At 34.3% G+C, this 16,952-nt stretch carries 13 protein-coding genes; 10 read left to right on the top strand and 3 right to left on the bottom strand.

Annotation, left to right across the window (positions count from 1 at the left end; translation table 11 throughout):
* The first annotated feature begins 310 nt into the window (after nucleotides 1-310).
* The 10 genes from G6W45_RS09465 to G6W45_RS09420 all read left to right on the top strand — a co-directional run bounded on the left by G6W45_RS09465 (nucleotide 311) and on the right by G6W45_RS09420 (nucleotide 11,369).
* Nucleotides 311-955, top strand: a complete 645-nt coding sequence (locus G6W45_RS09465) for a TnsA endonuclease N-terminal domain-containing protein (protein ID WP_107691781.1) — start codon at nucleotides 311-313, stop codon at nucleotides 953-955.
* A complete protein-coding gene (locus tag G6W45_RS09460) occupies nucleotides 948-2,846 on the top strand; it encodes a TnsB C-terminal domain-containing protein (protein ID WP_107695658.1) in 1,899 nt (632 codons plus the stop codon). The genes G6W45_RS09465 and G6W45_RS09460 overlap by 8 nt, the downstream gene beginning before the upstream one ends.
* A gap of 12 nt (nucleotides 2,847-2,858) precedes the next feature.
* Nucleotides 2,859-3,752, top strand: coding sequence for a TniB family NTP-binding protein (locus G6W45_RS09455; RefSeq protein ID WP_103559943.1), 894 nt, complete (start codon nucleotides 2,859-2,861; stop codon nucleotides 3,750-3,752).
* 44 nt (nucleotides 3,753-3,796) lie between these two features.
* Nucleotides 3,797-4,714, top strand: a complete 918-nt coding sequence (locus G6W45_RS09450) for a TniQ family protein (protein ID WP_169779396.1) — start codon at nucleotides 3,797-3,799, stop codon at nucleotides 4,712-4,714.
* 202 nt (nucleotides 4,715-4,916) lie between these two features.
* Nucleotides 4,917-6,773 carry a TonB-dependent receptor domain-containing protein gene (locus tag G6W45_RS09445; RefSeq protein ID WP_107695659.1) on the top strand — a complete coding sequence of 619 codons (1,857 nt, stop codon included), beginning with the start codon at nucleotides 4,917-4,919 and terminating at the stop codon, nucleotides 6,771-6,773.
* Nucleotides 6,774-6,805: 32 nt separating this feature from the next.
* On the top strand, nucleotides 6,806-7,768 hold the full coding sequence (locus tag G6W45_RS09440; protein ID WP_103559946.1) for an ABC transporter substrate-binding protein: 963 nt from the start codon (nucleotides 6,806-6,808) through the stop codon (nucleotides 7,766-7,768).
* A 32-nt stretch (nucleotides 7,769-7,800) separates the two neighbouring features.
* Complete coding sequence (locus G6W45_RS09435; RefSeq protein WP_194168323.1) at nucleotides 7,801-8,850, top strand: ABC transporter substrate-binding protein; 1,050 nt, start codon at nucleotides 7,801-7,803, stop codon at nucleotides 8,848-8,850.
* A complete protein-coding gene (locus G6W45_RS09430) occupies nucleotides 8,843-9,844 on the top strand; it encodes an iron chelate uptake ABC transporter family permease subunit (RefSeq protein ID WP_194168322.1) in 1,002 nt (333 codons plus the stop codon). The genes G6W45_RS09435 and G6W45_RS09430 overlap by 8 nt, the downstream gene beginning before the upstream one ends.
* Nucleotides 9,844-10,578: an ABC transporter ATP-binding protein gene (locus G6W45_RS09425; protein ID WP_103600894.1), complete on the top strand. Its 735-nt coding sequence runs from the start codon at nucleotides 9,844-9,846 to the stop codon at nucleotides 10,576-10,578. Before G6W45_RS09430 ends, G6W45_RS09425 begins: the two co-directional genes overlap by 1 nt.
* On the top strand, nucleotides 10,575-11,369 hold the full coding sequence (locus G6W45_RS09420) for a class I SAM-dependent methyltransferase (RefSeq protein ID WP_194168321.1): 795 nt from the start codon (nucleotides 10,575-10,577) through the stop codon (nucleotides 11,367-11,369). The genes G6W45_RS09425 and G6W45_RS09420 overlap by 4 nt, the downstream gene beginning before the upstream one ends.
* A 332-nt stretch (nucleotides 11,370-11,701) precedes the next feature.
* On the opposite strand, the gene G6W45_RS09415 is transcribed toward G6W45_RS09420, so the two are convergent.
* From G6W45_RS09415 to G6W45_RS09405, 3 genes are all read right to left on the bottom strand, one after another.
* The gene (locus G6W45_RS09415) at nucleotides 11,702-12,397 is read right to left on the bottom strand and encodes a pentapeptide repeat-containing protein (RefSeq protein WP_107691788.1); all 696 of its coding nucleotides are present in this window, start codon (nucleotides 12,395-12,397) and stop codon (nucleotides 11,702-11,704) included.
* Between the two features lie 53 nt (nucleotides 12,398-12,450).
* Entirely contained in the window at nucleotides 12,451-14,172 is a 1,722-nt protein-coding gene (locus G6W45_RS09410) for a Tn7-like element transposition protein TnsE (RefSeq protein WP_107695663.1), read from the bottom strand.
* 184 nt (nucleotides 14,173-14,356) lie between these two features.
* Nucleotides 14,357-16,852, bottom strand: a complete 2,496-nt coding sequence (locus tag G6W45_RS09405) for an NACHT domain-containing protein (RefSeq protein ID WP_107686147.1) — start codon at nucleotides 16,850-16,852, stop codon at nucleotides 14,357-14,359.
* Between the last annotated feature and the right edge of the window lie 100 nt (nucleotides 16,853-16,952).

The following is a 16,952-nucleotide window of genomic DNA, read 5'->3' as shown; positions in this document are numbered from 1 at the left end:
TGTAAGATTCAATAAAAGTTGCGAATGAATAAAAGCGATTGAGAAATGCATTATGTAAAATCATTGCCCTATTTTCAGTTAAATTGATACTATTTTACTATTTTTTAAAATTAAAAACAAGCTACTAGAAATTCAATAAAAGTTGCGAATAGTTCAATAAAAGTTGCTAAAATATTATAAAAATTCAATAAAAGTTGCTAAAAAGTTTTAAAGGCGGTATAATACATGTATAGTATTTTAAAAAATATAATTGAGATATAGAAAACAATTAATTTCACTAGATCCAAAGTAAATTAATAAAAAGGTAGCTATGTCAGTACGAAAAATTCCAAAAAACTATCGCTCATCCACCGGAATATTTCAGAGTTTGAAAAACAAGTCGCCTATCTCCTATGAATCTTTGCTCGAAAGAGACTTTTACTTACTTTTAGAATTTAATCATGAAGTTCAATCCTATGAAGAACAACCGCTTACAACACAATATGCCTATAGAAATTCAATTTACAGATATACCCCTGATTGTCTAGTACAATACTATCCAAATTTTAATAAGCTTCCATGCGTATTTGAAATCAAATTTAGCGAAGAACTTAAAGAAAAGAAAGTTTTTCTAGATGCAAAATTCTTTCAAATTGAACAATATCTGTATGAAAATGATATGAATTTTAAAATATTTACAGAACTCGATATAGATCCAATATATCTTGAGAATGCAAAACTAATCTACACATATGCTAATCTTCAGAGCACCAATGCGGTCAAAGACACATTTAACTTGTGTAAAAAATATTCAGGAAAAACACTTGCATATATTTTAAACCAAATTAGCGACAATAGACTAAGACAAGCAGAATTCATTCCCTATATTTGGTATTTAGTTTTTTCTTCAAAGCTCAAAATAGATATGTATAAGCCTATAAATTTTAATACTCCAATAAGGATCTGCGATGAATAAGGTGCAATATGCTATAGGCATGCATATTTTTTATAACAATGTAGAATATATAGTTGTTAGACAAATTAACTTTCAAGAAATCATGGCACAGAATATTTCAACTGGAGAAAAAGCTATTCTCCCTATTCAAGAAATGACAAAAGAGTCTCAAATTTCCAATCAAGAAGATAATCAACAAGACATCAACCCGTTAGAACTAAGTTCAAATGACTGGAACGAAGCCAATAAAAGACTAGAAATTATAAAACCTATCTTGGGTGTAGTCACCAATAGAATTAAGGCCATCAAGCAAAGGGCTGCTGAATATAACTTGCACCCAAGTACAATTTATAGGTGGCTTGAAGCATACAAAAACTCAGGCAATCTTCTAGCTTCTATAGCCCCAAAAAATCAAGCCAAGGGAGGCAGAGGACGTCTTAGAACAGTTGAAGAGGTGGAATTGATAATTAAAAAAACAATTGAGGAGCTATATCTCTCGAAACAGAAATATTCATCAAAAAAGACATATATGGCGATAGCCCAAAGATGCAAAAATGCAAAAATTAAGCCGCCTAGCGAAAACACGGTACGCTCCAGAATCCAGTCGCTGTCGGACAAGGAAGTTCTTAAACGAAGAGAAAGCGCTAGAATGGCCGACAGAAAATATAGAAATACAGATGGTATGTTTCCAGCAGGAAAATATCCGCTTGATTTTATACAAATCGACCATACCCCAATGGATATTATTGTTGTAGATGAAGTGTACGGACAGCCTATAGGAAGACCATATTTGACCATAGCGATGGATATTTATAGTAGAATGGTCATGGGGTTTTTTATAAGCCTAGATGAACCTAGTTATTTTTCAGTCTCACAATGCCTTACACAAGCAATGCTATCAAAAGAGAAATATTTAAGAAGCCTAGAAGTCGATGGCGAATGGAATATTTGGGGGATTCCTAAAACAATAGGACTCGATAATGCGGCAGAATTTAGAGGAAAGGATTTGCAAAGGGTTTGTGAGCACTACGGCATAGAGTTAAATTGGAGACCTGTTGCAAGACCGCAGTTTGGTGGTCACATAGAAAGGATTATAGGTACCGCTATGAGAGAAGTACACACTCTGCCTGGCACCACTTTTTCAAATATTCAGCAAAGAGGAGAATATAAATCCGAAAAATATGCCACTATGACGCTCAAGTCTCTTGAAAAATGGCTTGCCGAATACATCATAAATGTTTACCACAAACAGATACATAGCGGCATAAATTGTACTCCAGAGCATAAATATGAGATAGGAATATTCGGCGATGGTAAAACATCCTTGGGTAGAGGCCTGCCTGAAAGAATTGCTGATGAAGATAAATTTAAAATTTCGCTACTACCTACTATTGAACGCACAATCCAGCAATCTGGAATTAAAATAGATAGCATTCAATACTATGCAGATGCCTTAAGAAGATGGATTAGAGCCAAAGATAAAGACAAGAAAGCTAGAAAATTTATTTTCAAAAGAGACCTAAGAGATATAAGTACAATTTGGTTCTATGACCCTGAAATAAAGGAGTATTATCCAATTCCTTTTAGGAATATATCCTATCCTCCAATATCAGTCTGGGATTTAAGGGCTATCAAAAAATATCTTGACGACAACAATGTAACTGGATACGATGAAGTGACTATCTTTTCGGCATATGAAAAAATGAAACAAATCGAAAAAGATTCTGCGCAAAAAGTAAAAAGTATAAGAAGGAAGCACTCCGCACAAAAACATAGAGATACGAAAAGGAAATTTGATAATATACCAAAGACCAAATCTAAGTCAAATGCCTCATCTGATGCTGAAAATGACATATCTTTATCTGATTTATATAAAGATGTTGAGCCTTTCGATGATATAGAGATTTTATAAAGGCAACAACCTATGGAAAACCAACATTTAATTCAACAAGCACAAGATGCATTATTGCTTACAGATGAAGAAAGAATTGCTTTTATGTTAAACGAGAAGTGGTTTTTATACCCAATTGCCAAAGAAATTCTAAAAGAATTAGAATTTCATCTTAAGCATCCCAAAAAAAATAGAATGAAAGGCAGGCTTATTGTTGGCGGAACCAACAACGGAAAAACGTCTATCGTAAATAAATTTATTAGAAGCCATATGCCATATGATGATGAAAATGTCAAAATAACGCCAGTAGTAGCGGTGAGTGCGCCCGAAAGCTCCAATCCATCAGACCTATATGGAAGTATTTTACACAAGCTAGGGGTCCCATATAAAAACACAGACAGAGCTACAAAAAAGAAAGAAAAGGTTGAGGGAATATTTTTACTATGTCGCACTAATATGCTTATAATCGATGAAATACACAATATTATAGTGGCACCCGTACAAAAACAAAAAGCCTTTATGGTGGCATTAAAAAATCTTAGCAACGAGTTAATGATACCCATCATATTGGTAGGCACTGCCGATGCACTACATGCTATAAATACAGATTCGCAAATAAGTAATCGATTTCCGCCACTGGTTGTACCAAAATGGAAATACGATAGATCTTTTTTATCCTTACTGGCAAGCATAGAAAAAACTCTCCCTCTAAGAAAACAATCAAATATGGCCACCTCAAAAGAGATATCAAATTATATTTTAGACTACTCTGAAGGGTATATAGGAGAAATTATAGATTTAATAAACTTAGCTGCTCAATATGCCATAGAACAAAAAATTGAAAGCATTACCATGGAAACACTTAAAAAATCTAATTTTGTGCGCCCTTCTATGAGAAAAAATATTACTGATTTTATAGAAATATGATAAGCCATGTTACTAGATTTATAAATTTAAACGATAGGGACTTTGTGATTCATCCAAAGCCTCAAGACGACGAATTACTATCGTCATGGCTAGTAAGAGTAGCTCTAGCAAACGATGCAGCAGCTACATCTTTTACTAACATGCATTTTAGAGAATATGCAAGAAATATTATCTGGCAAAGGGATTTGGATATATGGTGTCCTCAAGATCTTATGAAGCGACTCTCGGAAAAAAGTCATTTATCAAAGGAGCAAATTCTAGATATGACATTAAAAAGCTATGAAGGAAAACTACAAGAACATATTAATGGTAGAACCAGAACTCGCTTTGTACAGCCCCTTGGGAACTATTGCCATATAAAAAGAAATGGCGGATTAAGATTTTGTCCCAAATGCCTAAAGGAGGATATAGTACCCTACTTTAGAAAGACATGGAGACTTTCTTTTTATACAGCATGTATCAAGCACGACTGTTTTCTGCACAGCAGATGTCCTACATGTGGCTCTCCACTAGTAATTTATAAGCATTACAACGAAAGAGACTTTACTTTTTGCTATAAATGTGGCACCGATCTTAAAACGGCACCTGCTCATACTATAAATAAACTTTCTTACGGGCTTAAAGCAGTAGAATGTTTGCTACAAATACTAAGTGAGGGCTACGGTATAAAATTCGGAAAAAAAGTAGCGTCAATCGATTTTTTTCATTTTTTAAAACAGATTAATAAAATGATTTATTTATGGAGAAAAACAGATGGCGTATTTGAGCACGAAATATTAGGAGATGTCATAAAATTTAATACTACAACTAAAAATAAATGCTATGAGGACTTTATAACCATAGAAGAACAGTATCTACTGTATTCCGGCTCTTGTTTTTTGATTCAATCAGATTCAAATTTTAAAGATTTTATTCAAAATAATCACATATTGCAGTGCCATATATATAAAGATTTTAGATAAAAATAGGTATTTGAATATAAAGATATAATTACCATTAAACCTATTTAAAAAGCCACAGTAATCCGCCCCCTGCTTGATATTAACTTCTTTACATAGATATTTAATTATTATTCCACATCAAGTTTATTTAAAAATTATTGCACTACAATTCTTTTTGATATTTTGATATAAAAAATCATAATTATATCTAAAAGGATTTCAAATGAGATTAGCTATCAGTCTGGCTGCGGCTACGATGGTACTATTTGCAAACGGCGCAAATCCCGACGTTATAAAGCCGATAAAGGATTTTACGCCTCCGCCGCCTTATACGCCAAACATCGCTCAAAGCGCGTTTCCCGAAAATCAATTCAACCGCGTGCCAAGGGATGATTATTTTTTTGTGACGGATTTGCTCGATAATTCGATGGACAAATTTCACGTCGCGGGCGGATTTTACGGCAGGACGTTTTATAGTTCGGGACTTTTTAAATACCGCGGTGCAAATTTCTATACGATTTTAAACGCGAACTTTTCTAAAGCCAATCGCTACAAAGACGGTGGCGGCAGGGAATGGAACTACGGCTACGCCAGGCAGGGGCAAAGCGCGGTCGTGGGTTTCGTGCCTAGTGAGCTAAGTGAGTTTAGATTTACGCTAGTGCACGATAATATTGACGACGACAAGCAGCCTCACCATACTGCCGACTCGATAAAGACGCAACGATATATCGGTAAGTTTAACGCCAGGCTAGGTAAAGAGGATTTATCTAATACGTTAAATTTTGAAATAGCATTACGCGACGTGAGCAGAAGAAACGACAATTATCATTTGCGCCGCGCAGACCCTTCTAATATGGTAAAGGTAGAAGTAGATAGAAAGATTATAGATACGGAGCTAAAATACGATGTTGATTTTTCAAACTGGCACAATGTGGTCGGTACAGGATATCAGCACGATAATCATGAGGGCAAAAGATATCGTAAAATAGGCAATTATTGGGTTTTAAACGGCTTTAGGTTTGCAGACGTAACGAATAAAAAAACGAGAGTTTTTGATACGCTAAGCTATAAATTTACTGACGCGCACAAGCTCAGCCTAGCTCTAAACTACGACTGGATGAAGTCGAATTTAAATGATTTAAATACGGTTTATAACGGAGCAAGCGCGATAAATACCGTCGCTAAGCTTATTAAACAAATTTACGGCAAAGACTTTGACGGCAACATAAAACAGAATGGCTTAAGCGCTAGCCTAAAATACGACTTCACGCCCAATAAGCAAGATAATTACTATGTGGCTATAGAAAGTCTTTATCGTATGCCGAGCAATATGGAACGCTTTAGCAGTCTCTATGGGCCGACTACTAGAGGCTGGATCAGCAATCCGTTTATTAAGCCCGAGCGCCACAACCGCGTAAATTTGGGCTTTACCTATAAGAGCGAATTTTATAAAGAATACATGAGCTCGCGTCAGGGCGAGGATAGCTTTAGTCTGGGCGGATACTTTATCGCAGACGACGCGCAGGATCTAGTTATCTACGATCGTCGCCACTCGGCCGCTGCCGCGCCGATGAATAAAAACGCCGTCATCACGCGCAACGTTGATGCTAGGATTTACAGCGTAAATTTGCGCGGGGAGTATAATTTCGCGCGAAATTTCGGGCTAAAAACTTCGTTATTTTACAACTACGGACAAAACAAAACCGACGGCAGACCGCTCTATCAGATCCGCCCGTTTGAGGCAAATTTGGCCTTTGATTACAAGGACTACGCGAGCTTTGGCAGCTACAATATCGGCACGGCGGTGCGCTACGTAGCAAAGCAAAATAGAGGAGATTTCGATAAAGCCACCGGCTTTGGCATCGACAAGCGTGAAGCGGCTAAGAGCTTTACGACGATGGACGTTTACGGCGGATTTGAGTTTAAAAACAGCTGGGGCGTGAGGCTTGGCGTGACGAATATCTTTGATAAAGATTACGCCGAGTTTATCAGCGGCGAGCACGTAGGAGCGTTAGATCCTGATCCTGTGGTGCGCGCGCCGGGGAGGGCGGTGTTTGTCAGCTTCCACTCTAGTTTTTAAAGACAACTATCTGTATAGCAAGGAGATACAATATGAATAGACGAGGTTTTTTAGGATTTGGCGCGGCGATTGGTGCTACAGCTCTTGCGCCGAGCCTTTTTGCGAAGGAAAATTTCACGATGTGGGGCGCGCCGGCAATCCCTAGCGTTATAATGGCCGTAGCAAGCCTACAAGGCGAGCTAGCAAAGACTCATGACGTGAGGTTACGCATTTGGAATAGTACGGATCAACTCCGAGCAGGCGTAGCCAATGGAGAAATAAAAATTACTATGGCGCCATCAAACGTGGGAGCAAACATGCGAAATCACGGCTTAAATTTAGCTATGCTCAATTTGCTTAGCCTTGGTACGATACAAGCCATGGTAAAAGATGAGAATATAAAAACTTTTGAAGATTTTATCGGCAAAAAATTAATAATTCCTTTTAAGGGCGATATGCCTGATTTGGTTCTGCGAGCGCTTTGTAAAAAACGAGGAATAGATATTTCCAAAATAGACATTACGTATACGCAGACGCCGCCGGAAGCTGCAGGATTATTTTTACAAAAAGATTATGATATTTTAATCGCCCCTCAACCTCTTCCGGCAGCAACCATACTGCGCGGGAAGAAAATGGGGATAGCGGTACATTACGGAGTAGATATTCCTAAGGTCTGGGGAGAAAGCTTTAATACCAAGCCGTACATTCCGATGGCGGGCATTATAGTCGACGTAGATTTTTATAAAGCAAATTTGCCTCTATTTGATACGCTTCATAGCGACTTAACTAACGCTCTATCTTGGATCAAAGATAATAAGCAAAGTGCTGCCAAAATAGGAGCCGAATATCTACCGGTTCCAGAGCCGGCACTGGTTAATGCATTTGATAGGGCAAATTTGACGGTAACAAAAGCTCGCGATATGCAAGATGAGATAATGTCATTTTTTGAAACTATTTTTGAGTTTAATCCAAAGCTTTTGGGCGGTAAGATGCCCGACAAGAGTTTGTTTCTATAATTAAAGATAAATTTATAAAAAAGGATAATGTCATGTTAAAACATATTTTGTGTTTATTATTTGTTTCTCTAAATATTTCGTTTGCTATGACAAACGAACAGATTGATGAATTTATATCAAAAAATAGCGTAGATATTCAGACTTTAAATGGAGTCCCAAATAAAGTTTACGCCAGTAATCCGCCGTTACTATTTTTGCTATATGCCGTTGCCCCCGAGAAAGTCAGCGGTATAAATTCTAGTTTCGGTAAAAGAGAAAAGCCGTATCTAAAAGAGAGCATGATTAACCAGCCGGTAGTAGGAGGATTTTTCGGGCAAGGCAAAATTCCAAATATGGAAATGCTTTTAAAGCTAGATCCTGATTTGATACTGGTAAATTCTGATTCTAAAAATACTCAAAAGAAATTCAAAGAAACCCTGGGTAGCATAAATAAACCTATGCTGTACTTAAAAGGTTATGAGCTAGAAGATTACATTGACTCTCTTGAGGTTTTGGGCAAAATTTTAGATAAGCAAGATAGAGTAAAAAAGCTAATAGAGTATTCTAAAAAAACCATGGATATTTCAAAAGAGCTTAATGAATATATAGTAAAAAACTCGGTTGTTAAGCCTAAAATATACTATGCCGAAGATCCCGACGGACTAGCTACCGAATGCGAGGGCTCATGGCACACTAGGCTTATAGAGCTAAGCGGTGCCGAAAATGTGCATAAATGCAGCGGAAACCCGGATGCTACGGCTTATGGGCACATCAAAATTAGCTTTGAACAAATAGCCGAATACGATCCTGATATTATATTAATTTTCGAGAAGAGCTTTTATGATAAAATCTATGACGATCCTAAATGGCAAATACTAAAAGCCGTAAAAAATAAAAGAGCTTATTACTTACCTCGCGAACCGTTTTCTTGGTTTGATCGCCCGCCTTCATTTATGAGATTCATAGGGCTTAAATGGCTTATAAATTTAACTCATCCTGATGTATTTAAATTCAATATGAATAAGGAAGTTAAGGACTTTTATAAATTATTCCTAGAGGTTGACGTAAGCGACAACCAAGTAAAAGAGCTTATAGGTGAGTAAAAAAGCGTTTACGTTTTTAAGTATCTTATTGCTAGGGTTTATGTTGCTTTCGGTACTAATAGGAAAATACGGCTTTAATGCGGAAGATTATCTAACATATTTTAAAGCCGTTATAAAAGGCGAAGACTTAAAAAATTATCAAGTTATGCATACTTTGATAACGGAAATTCGCCTTCCTAGAATAATGGCCTGCATTATAATAGGCGCTAGTTTGGCTATTTCTGGCTCAGCATATCAAGCCATGTTTGTAAATCCTCTAGTAAGTCCATCAATACTTGGGGTTTTAAGCGGTGCCGGATTCGGCGCCGCCATAGGAATGTTTTTCGGATTAAACGAATATCTCATTCAGCTTAGTACCTTTGTGTTTGGTTTTATAGCGGTACTGACGGCCTTAAGTATATCGGCCTTTTATTCACGCTCTGGCAGTATTATAGTATTGGTTCTTGGTGGCGTTATTAGCGGCTCTCTTTTTACGTCTTTACTATCAGCATTAAAATATGCAGCCGATCCAAATGACTCATTGCCGGCTATTACTTATTTTTTAATGGGTAGCCTAGGGTTTGCTTCGAAGAATTTTATTCAAATTTCGATTCTACCGATGTTTGTAGGAATACTATTGTTGGCCTTTAGCGGCAAATATTTAAATGCGCTGAGTTTGGGAGAAGAAGAGGCTAAAAGTCTGGGCATAAATGTTGCTAGAGTTAAAATTTTCGTTATTTTGGTTGCTACTTTTATTAGCGCCTTAAGCGTAACGATAGCCGGCATTATTGGATGGATAGGCCTCATAGTTCCACATATGGCACGTTTTATATTCGGAGCGGATAATCGCGCCGTATTGTCTAGTTCAGCTATGATAGGTGCTATATTTTTACTTTTTTGCGATAACTTTTCGAGACTTATGTTTACTTTTGAAGTCCCGATAGGTATAGTAACTTCACTGTTTGGAATACCTATATTTATTCTAGTGCTTCGTAGAGCTAAAAAGAGTTTTTAATGATAGAAATCAGAAATCTAAAATTCGGATACAAAGATAAGAATATACTAAACGGTATAAGTTTTAGTATCAAAAAAGGCGATACGCTTAGTATTCTGGGCGCAAACGGTAGCGGTAAAAGCACCCTCCTGCGTATTATGCTTGGATTTTTAAAATTCGAGGGTACGGTAAATATATGCGGTAAAAGCGTAAGGAATTACGAAAAAAAAGAACTTGCAAGGCTTATAGCCTACGTTCCTCAAACGCATGCCCCGTCATATGAATATAGCGTATTTGACATAGTATTAATGGGCGCATTGTGCAGAACGTCTTTATTTTCTAACTTTAGCCTTACCGACAAAAAGCTTGCCGAGTATGCATTGGAAAGAATGGGTATTTTAGAGCTGAAAGATGAACTTTATACTAGAATAAGCGGTGGACAAAGGCAGCTGGCATATATCGCTAGAACCTTAGTACAAGGCGCTAAAGTTATTTTTATGGACGAACCTACGACCGGGCTTGACTTTGGCAATCAAATCAAACTACTTGAAATGATAAAGACGCTAAAAGACGAGGGGTATACTTTCGTACAAACTACTCATTACCCTCGTCACGCTAAATTTGTTTCAAATCTAGTATTGTTTTTAAAGGACGGCAAGATACTGGATTTTGGAAAGTGCGATGAATTGATAAATCCATCAAATATAGATAAGATTTACGGAATAGATTATCAAAAATATGAGGACAAATTATGATATTACCTTCTAATTACGATAGGCTGGATTTCAATAAGCTTTATAAGGAGCAAAGAACAAATAGCTCTTTTATTAGGAAATCAGTAGCCAAATGGGATGTTAAGGCAGCAAGCTTTAGTGAGAGCGTACTTAAGAGCGACTATGTTAAAGACTTTATCTCAAGAGTCGATTTTGATGGCGTAAGAACGATTCTTGATTTCGCATGCGGTGCTGGAGCATTAAGCATAGCTGCAGCAAATAAGGTAGATAAAATTTACGGTTATGATTTTTCGTCGAAAATGCTAGAATTCGCAGAACAAAACTCTCGGGATTTTAATTGTAAAAATATTGAATTCGCGCAAAAAGCATTCGAAGACGACTTTAGCGACGTACCTGAGTGCGATATTACGTTTGCATCTCGTTGCCTTGACGTAGATGACTTAAAACAAGCCCTAGAGAAATTACTTTCAAAGACGAAAAAAGCCCTTTATATTACTTTTAAAGTCGGTAGTTTCATTAATGAAGATGTTTTAAATGCTCTCGGGAGCAACATTGAAAAAAGGCCAGACTTTATATATTTAATAAATATTTTATTCCAAATGGGATATCTTCCAAAGCTAGAGTATATACAAACTTCATGCAGTGATGGAATGCCGGAAACTATTGACGATCTTGTTAAAAAAATCCAATGGGGACTTTCGAGAGAGCTTACGGAGCCGGAAGTTTATAATCTCAATAAGTACTTTAACAGTAACCGCTTTGAGCGAAAACAAGAACATATGAACTGGGCTTTTATAAGAGTAGATAAATGATAATTTTATAATTAGCTGTTATGGTCAATAAATTTGGATTGGTCTTAAAAATATCATATATTTATAGTTAGTGATATTTGAGCATACGGGATACGATGGCAATTCTTTAAGATGCCTGATATATTACATCGTCTATGATGCCAGGCTTTTACGCATTATTAAAAAATACATCCTATTGCTAAACACAGAGCCAATGTAATGCAAGGTTTTATAGCACATTAATGCAAAAAAAGAAGCAATCGTTAAAACATCTGATACCATAGGTAGCACCTCCGCTAATTTTTGTATTACAAACACCTTTAACTCGCATCAGTCCGTAGACGAGTGTTTGATTAGCTTATAGAGCCCTGTGTGGCAATAGAACCGAGTTCATTTATTGTATCATTTTTTTGTTTTTTATACAATATTTTTTTAATATAGCTCAATGTATGAAAATCACAAGATATATGATTAAGGCTTGATAAATTATTTACTAGAAAATTTTCACCAAATTCTGATACCAATATATCGACCGATAGTGTATTTATTGCATCTCTTTTTTGAAATAATACGCTAGAATTTTTTATAAAGCGGTTATTGCGAAGTTTATCAAAAGCCTTTAATAGCTCTTTGCTATAATTATTACTACTAGGAAAAGCTGTTAATATTTCGGTATTTTTTAAATTTCTTTTACTAATAATTTTTGATAAGCCGCTTGTGCATACTATTTTACAATTATAAAATTTGCAATTTTTAATTTTACACTCCTTGAAAACCGAAGATGAAATAATTGAATCTTCAAAAAGTGCATCCGTTAAATTACATTTTCTAAAAAGCGCTCCATTTAATAAACAAGATCTTATTTGGGCTTCATAAAAACTACAAAATTTAAATTTTGTTCCAACAAAAGAGGTGCCGTCAAATATAGTGCCGGAAAAATTGGTTTTATAGCTGCATGATTTATTAAAATTTTTATATATAAATTTCCTGCCACTCCTATCCACGCAACTATAACTAAAAGCTTTTTTATTTTTGTCGTTTACGGGCATGCAACCTCTATCTATTAATTTTTATTCGTATTTATAGATTATATTATAATGAGTCATTTTTCTTGATATCTCTCCAGTACGCATTTTAACCTCTTGCCCCAATCTTGTATCTTTTTCTCGTGTGCATCATATGGATGGTATAAATAATATTTGGTCATTTTAAATTTTAAATCCTGCAACCAACTATTACTCGTTTTTGCAATGTTTGTGACTATTTCTTGCACGATAGCCTCATCTATACTATTATAATAATCCCTAATTAAAAGCGTACTAAGCGTTTCTAACAATTTGTCTTTTTGTATCTCAAGAATAATGTACCTACAATTTTTGTAGTATATCTCAACCACTATATACTTTCTAGGAGTCACTCCATCCAACATTGTAGCCCTCTTCCACGCATGCCTTCCTCGATAGTTTTTTGGTTTTTGAGGCAAGTCCTCGCATTGTAAAATTTTGTATGAAAAATCGCAATAAATATCAGAGCAATACATCAACATGGCTTTTATGTCTTCAATAGTTATATAACTTCCGGTTTCTTGCTCACTATCCTCGTCTTCTTTTTTCAAGTGCCCCTCTGTAGTATTTAGATCGCCCTGCACTTCCGCGTCGTTTGAGCTTAGATCTAATTTGTCCTCCTGCAATTTATCACTTCCTCGTACTATTTCTCTACTTTGGTCTTCTTCTGTAATCGTTTCAAATTCAATAGTTTTATTGAGCAGATCTAACTTTGCCTCTAAATTAGCATCCTCATCTTTATCTACTATACTTACTGAACTATGTAAAATATTGGGGTTTTTTTCATTGAGTTGATTCGTTAAATCTTTCTTGGACAGCTTTGTGCTTTTTATCACACCTATTATATCTTTTTTTCCTCCAGGAAGCTCTCTAATAACTTTAAGCTGTTCAAATGGATAAAACGAATTTTCTTGCAAGATTTTTAAAACAAGCAATGATCCATCACTTAATACCTTAGCTCTTGCCTTAAAATTTATTTTTCCAGGTACTGGAAAATTTGCTTGAATAGTCATCGTATTTGGCGAGTCTACAAAGTTAGCACTTTGTTTCCTATGCTCAGATAATATTTTGCTAGCAACCATATCTCTTCTTATTTGCAGCCACATATTATTAGCTCTTTTGTCTATAACAAATCTATATATATTTTCTGCATCAATATTATTCGCATTGAATTTTAAGTATATCTCACCAGTCCCATTATCTAATGTTGCTCTTTTATAAAGACCATCCAATGAACTATTTTGCCCATGAGTCTCCGACATGATTTGTCTAGTCATCGATGCTGATGTAAAGTAAAAATATCTTGCGATTTCATAATGTGGAAAAATAACCATTCTTCCAGATAAATTATCTTTAAAGGTTGAATATTTTTGCTGATTTTTATGCCAACCAATATTGTATTTACCTATTTTCTCAGGCAGTTCACTCATAAACTTATCTAAAATAGGTATATTCTTAAGATTTTTGGCTGTCAGCAATCCATCGCCGATACTTATTTGAAAATTGTGAATATCTCCTGCACTGGTTCCATTTTTTTGCTGGTTTTCAATAACAGTACCCAGTGGGAAAGCACAAATTTCTTTTAGGTTGAAAAAAGATAGAAAATATTCGGGTTTATCTTTGAATATCTCTTTTAAAATGATTGGGATACTAAAATTCGTTTCGTTTTGATAAATATCTCCATATGAAAAGACAATCAATTTTTTATTTTTTGGTAATTTTGTCAATATCAAATCTTGCAAATTCACACTTTCATTCATTGTCCAAAGCCCTCTGAGTACTTCTTAGAATCTATTTTTATTCTATTCTAAGCTTAAAAATTGATATATAAAAGATCATCTTTATATACCACGCAATAAAAAAATTGTACAGTATACCTATTCTCTTCGATTTTTTAATTTTCCTGCTAACATTTTAACTTTTTACCTATGGCATACAAACATATTAATTTGCCTTTTTATGTTTGTAGCATGGTAGTTTTTTAAAGTCCTTCTTCTTTTTTGTGGAAAATATGCTTTTTATCAATTCGGGGTATTTTCTCTTTTGCCTATTAACTATTTTTTTTATACATAAGTTAAGATCTTCTTTGTTGTCTAATTTATTTTTATTTTTGAATATATCTATTATTACAGTCAACAACAGATTATTTTCAATATTTGACATCCTATTTATTTGCGGCAAAAACTTAAGCAAAATATCGCCCACATATTCTTTTCCTAATAAATCTATATTTGATAGTATGTAGATGGTGCAAAAGTAGAGCTTATTTTCATCTGGCTGTAAATCTATACTACTATCAGATATTGGAGCATTTGCAACCTCAGAAATTATATTTTTTACTTCGTCAACAATGAACATACTAGAATAATACATTCCGGTTAAATGGAGCATTGCTATGCTACTAAGTATTTTTGGTGGATTTGTTATTTTTAGAATTTTCTGGAATATAGAGTTAAGGTCATCTTTTAAATTTAAAGAATTGTTTATTGCCTTTTCTATAACCTTATTTTTTATAGTATTTTCGGTCATCCAACCATATTGTAGAAGCTTACCTAAAAACATTATATTGATATTTTTTTCAAATCTGTCTTCCAAGGACTCTATCCTACTACTTAATTTTTCCAAATCTTTTTGATTAAGCTTTGTTTTTAACCCAAAATAAAAATAAGCAACATCCTCCCATAGGCCATCAGAAGTATACAAATCAAACAATATGTCAAACTGATCAATATCATCTAACTCTTCTTTATTGTCCCTAAAATATAATGCAATAAAATAATCTAGAAATGATTTATGCGAAAAGGACATATTGCCATTTTCGTCTATTTTAATAAGAGACGTTCTAGTAATAGTATCAATAAAACTGCGCTTATCCGTTATAAAATTATATTTATTACAAAAGGAATTGACGCATTCGCTAAAATCATTTTTGCTAACGATAGTCTTATCTTGTTTGAAAAAATATTGATATGCGAAATTAGCTAGAAAGTCTTTTTTTATTTTTGGCTCAAAAAGTTTATCAATATCAACATCTGTCGTTTTATATTCACCAAAAATTAGACTGACATATCTGTTGTATAACTCCGTAATGGATGCTGGAATCTCATGTTTTTCTTTTACAACATCCATTAAAAGCTTTAACGCCAAAGGATAGAATGGTATTTGTCCCTCTAGTTCGTTTATGCTTTTTTCTACAATATTGATTGATATATTGTTTGCTTTAATTATTTTTTTAATGAGAGATATCGCCTGATTTACACCGTATGGCAAAAGCTCATAATTCTCATATTCGAAAAAAGATTCTATTATTCCATAGTTAATTCTAGATGTAAAAAGTATATTTGCATTATTGTTACTCTTGCTTAAATAACTTTCTATATTACCCTTTATCTTATCTCTTATTTCATTTCCTACTTCATCTATTCCATCTATAATAATTAAATTTGGCTTTATGGCAATCATATTACCATAAAAAGATTCTATAATATTGGAAAAATTATGCAGTGAACAACTGTTGATAAAATCAATAGCCCTAAAACATACAGGTAATGCAAAATCCTTCTTTTCTTCCAAAAGGATGTGGTTCTGGTTTTCTTTTAATAAATAATTTATAGAAATGAGTACCATTTTAAATACTAAAATGGACTTTCCAGAGCCTGCATCGCCGGTTAGTAAAAATTTCTTTTTAGTTTTTGACATTAATATTTTTAAAAAAGAATCAAGAGTTTCTTTCTTGCCAAAAATTTGTTCGCCTATCCTATTGAGGGTATTTTTATCATTATCGCTTATTATTAGCTCTTGTCTGCTTCTCGTAATTTTTTTAATATTTGGCTGAATAAAATACTCATCGTCATTATTGTCTCCCAGGAATTCTTCTATTTTTTCTATGCGATCCAACAAAAATGATTCCATACTCCCATTAAAAAAGAATTCTGGATAATATTGTTCAAATAAATTTATTAACCTTGTAATATCCATAAATTCGGTATTATTTTTATAGGGAGCCTCTTTTATTTCATATAGGATTTTTTCTTGAGCATTCTGTGTAATTGTTCCGAGATTAACAATACATACATCGGAGATGGTTACCATTTCATTTTTATCATTCAGTTTCGCTGGTAAATTAAAAGCCTGCTTGACTTGTGTTACTACTTCTGTTGTTTTTCCAGATGCTTTACCATCTAATTTTTCTAAAGCCTTTACAACAAAGGCTGTATACTTTTTATTACCAGTAGATCCATCATACTCCATAACAAGGTCTTTACCATTCTCATTCGATCCTTGTAAAATCTCTATATATGGATTTTTTTCTTGATGCATTTTTTCTAATAATTTCTTTAGAATATGGTGAAATTCATTTTCTTTACCTAAAAATCTCTGCAGTCGCTCCTTCTTGGTATCATGACCTAATTTCTTTGCTTTTGTATTGTAGTCAACCATGAAATAATCCTTTTTAAAATAAAATATTTTAATAAATTATAAAAACAACATATGTTCGCAACTTTTATTGAACTATTCGCAACTTTTATTGAATTTCACA

The organism is Campylobacter concisus, assembly GCF_015229955.1.
Classification (GTDB): Bacteria; Campylobacterota; Campylobacteria; order Campylobacterales; family Campylobacteraceae; genus Campylobacter_A; species Campylobacter_A concisus_AT.
Note: the sequence above shows the minus strand (reverse complement) of the source record. Positions and strands in the feature narration are given on the sequence as shown.

Excerpts from the sequence above, each read along its gene's own strand:
- G6W45_RS09445 (WP_107695659.1), top strand. The coding sequence starts at position 4,917 with ATGAGATTAGCTATCAGTCTGGCTGCGGCTACGATGGTACTATTTGCA.
- G6W45_RS09465 (WP_107691781.1), top strand. The coding sequence starts at position 311 with ATGTCAGTACGAAAAATTCCAAAAAACTATCGCTCATCCACCGGAATA.
- G6W45_RS09435 (WP_194168323.1), top strand. The coding sequence starts at position 7,801 with ATGTTAAAACATATTTTGTGTTTATTATTTGTTTCTCTAAATATTTCG.
- G6W45_RS09410 (WP_107695663.1), bottom strand. The coding sequence starts at position 14,172 with ATGAATGAAAGTGTGAATTTGCAAGATTTGATATTGACAAAATTACCA.
- G6W45_RS09440 (WP_103559946.1), top strand. The coding sequence starts at position 6,806 with ATGAATAGACGAGGTTTTTTAGGATTTGGCGCGGCGATTGGTGCTACA.
- G6W45_RS09415 (WP_107691788.1), bottom strand. The coding sequence starts at position 12,397 with ATGCCCGTAAACGACAAAAATAAAAAAGCTTTTAGTTATAGTTGCGTG.
- G6W45_RS09455 (WP_103559943.1), top strand. The coding sequence starts at position 2,859 with ATGGAAAACCAACATTTAATTCAACAAGCACAAGATGCATTATTGCTT.
- G6W45_RS09405 (WP_107686147.1), bottom strand. The coding sequence starts at position 16,852 with ATGGTTGACTACAATACAAAAGCAAAGAAATTAGGTCATGATACCAAG.
- G6W45_RS09425 (WP_103600894.1), top strand. The coding sequence starts at position 9,844 with ATGATAGAAATCAGAAATCTAAAATTCGGATACAAAGATAAGAATATA.
- G6W45_RS09460 (WP_107695658.1), top strand. The coding sequence starts at position 948 with ATGAATAAGGTGCAATATGCTATAGGCATGCATATTTTTTATAACAAT.
- G6W45_RS09420 (WP_194168321.1), top strand. The coding sequence starts at position 10,575 with ATGATATTACCTTCTAATTACGATAGGCTGGATTTCAATAAGCTTTAT.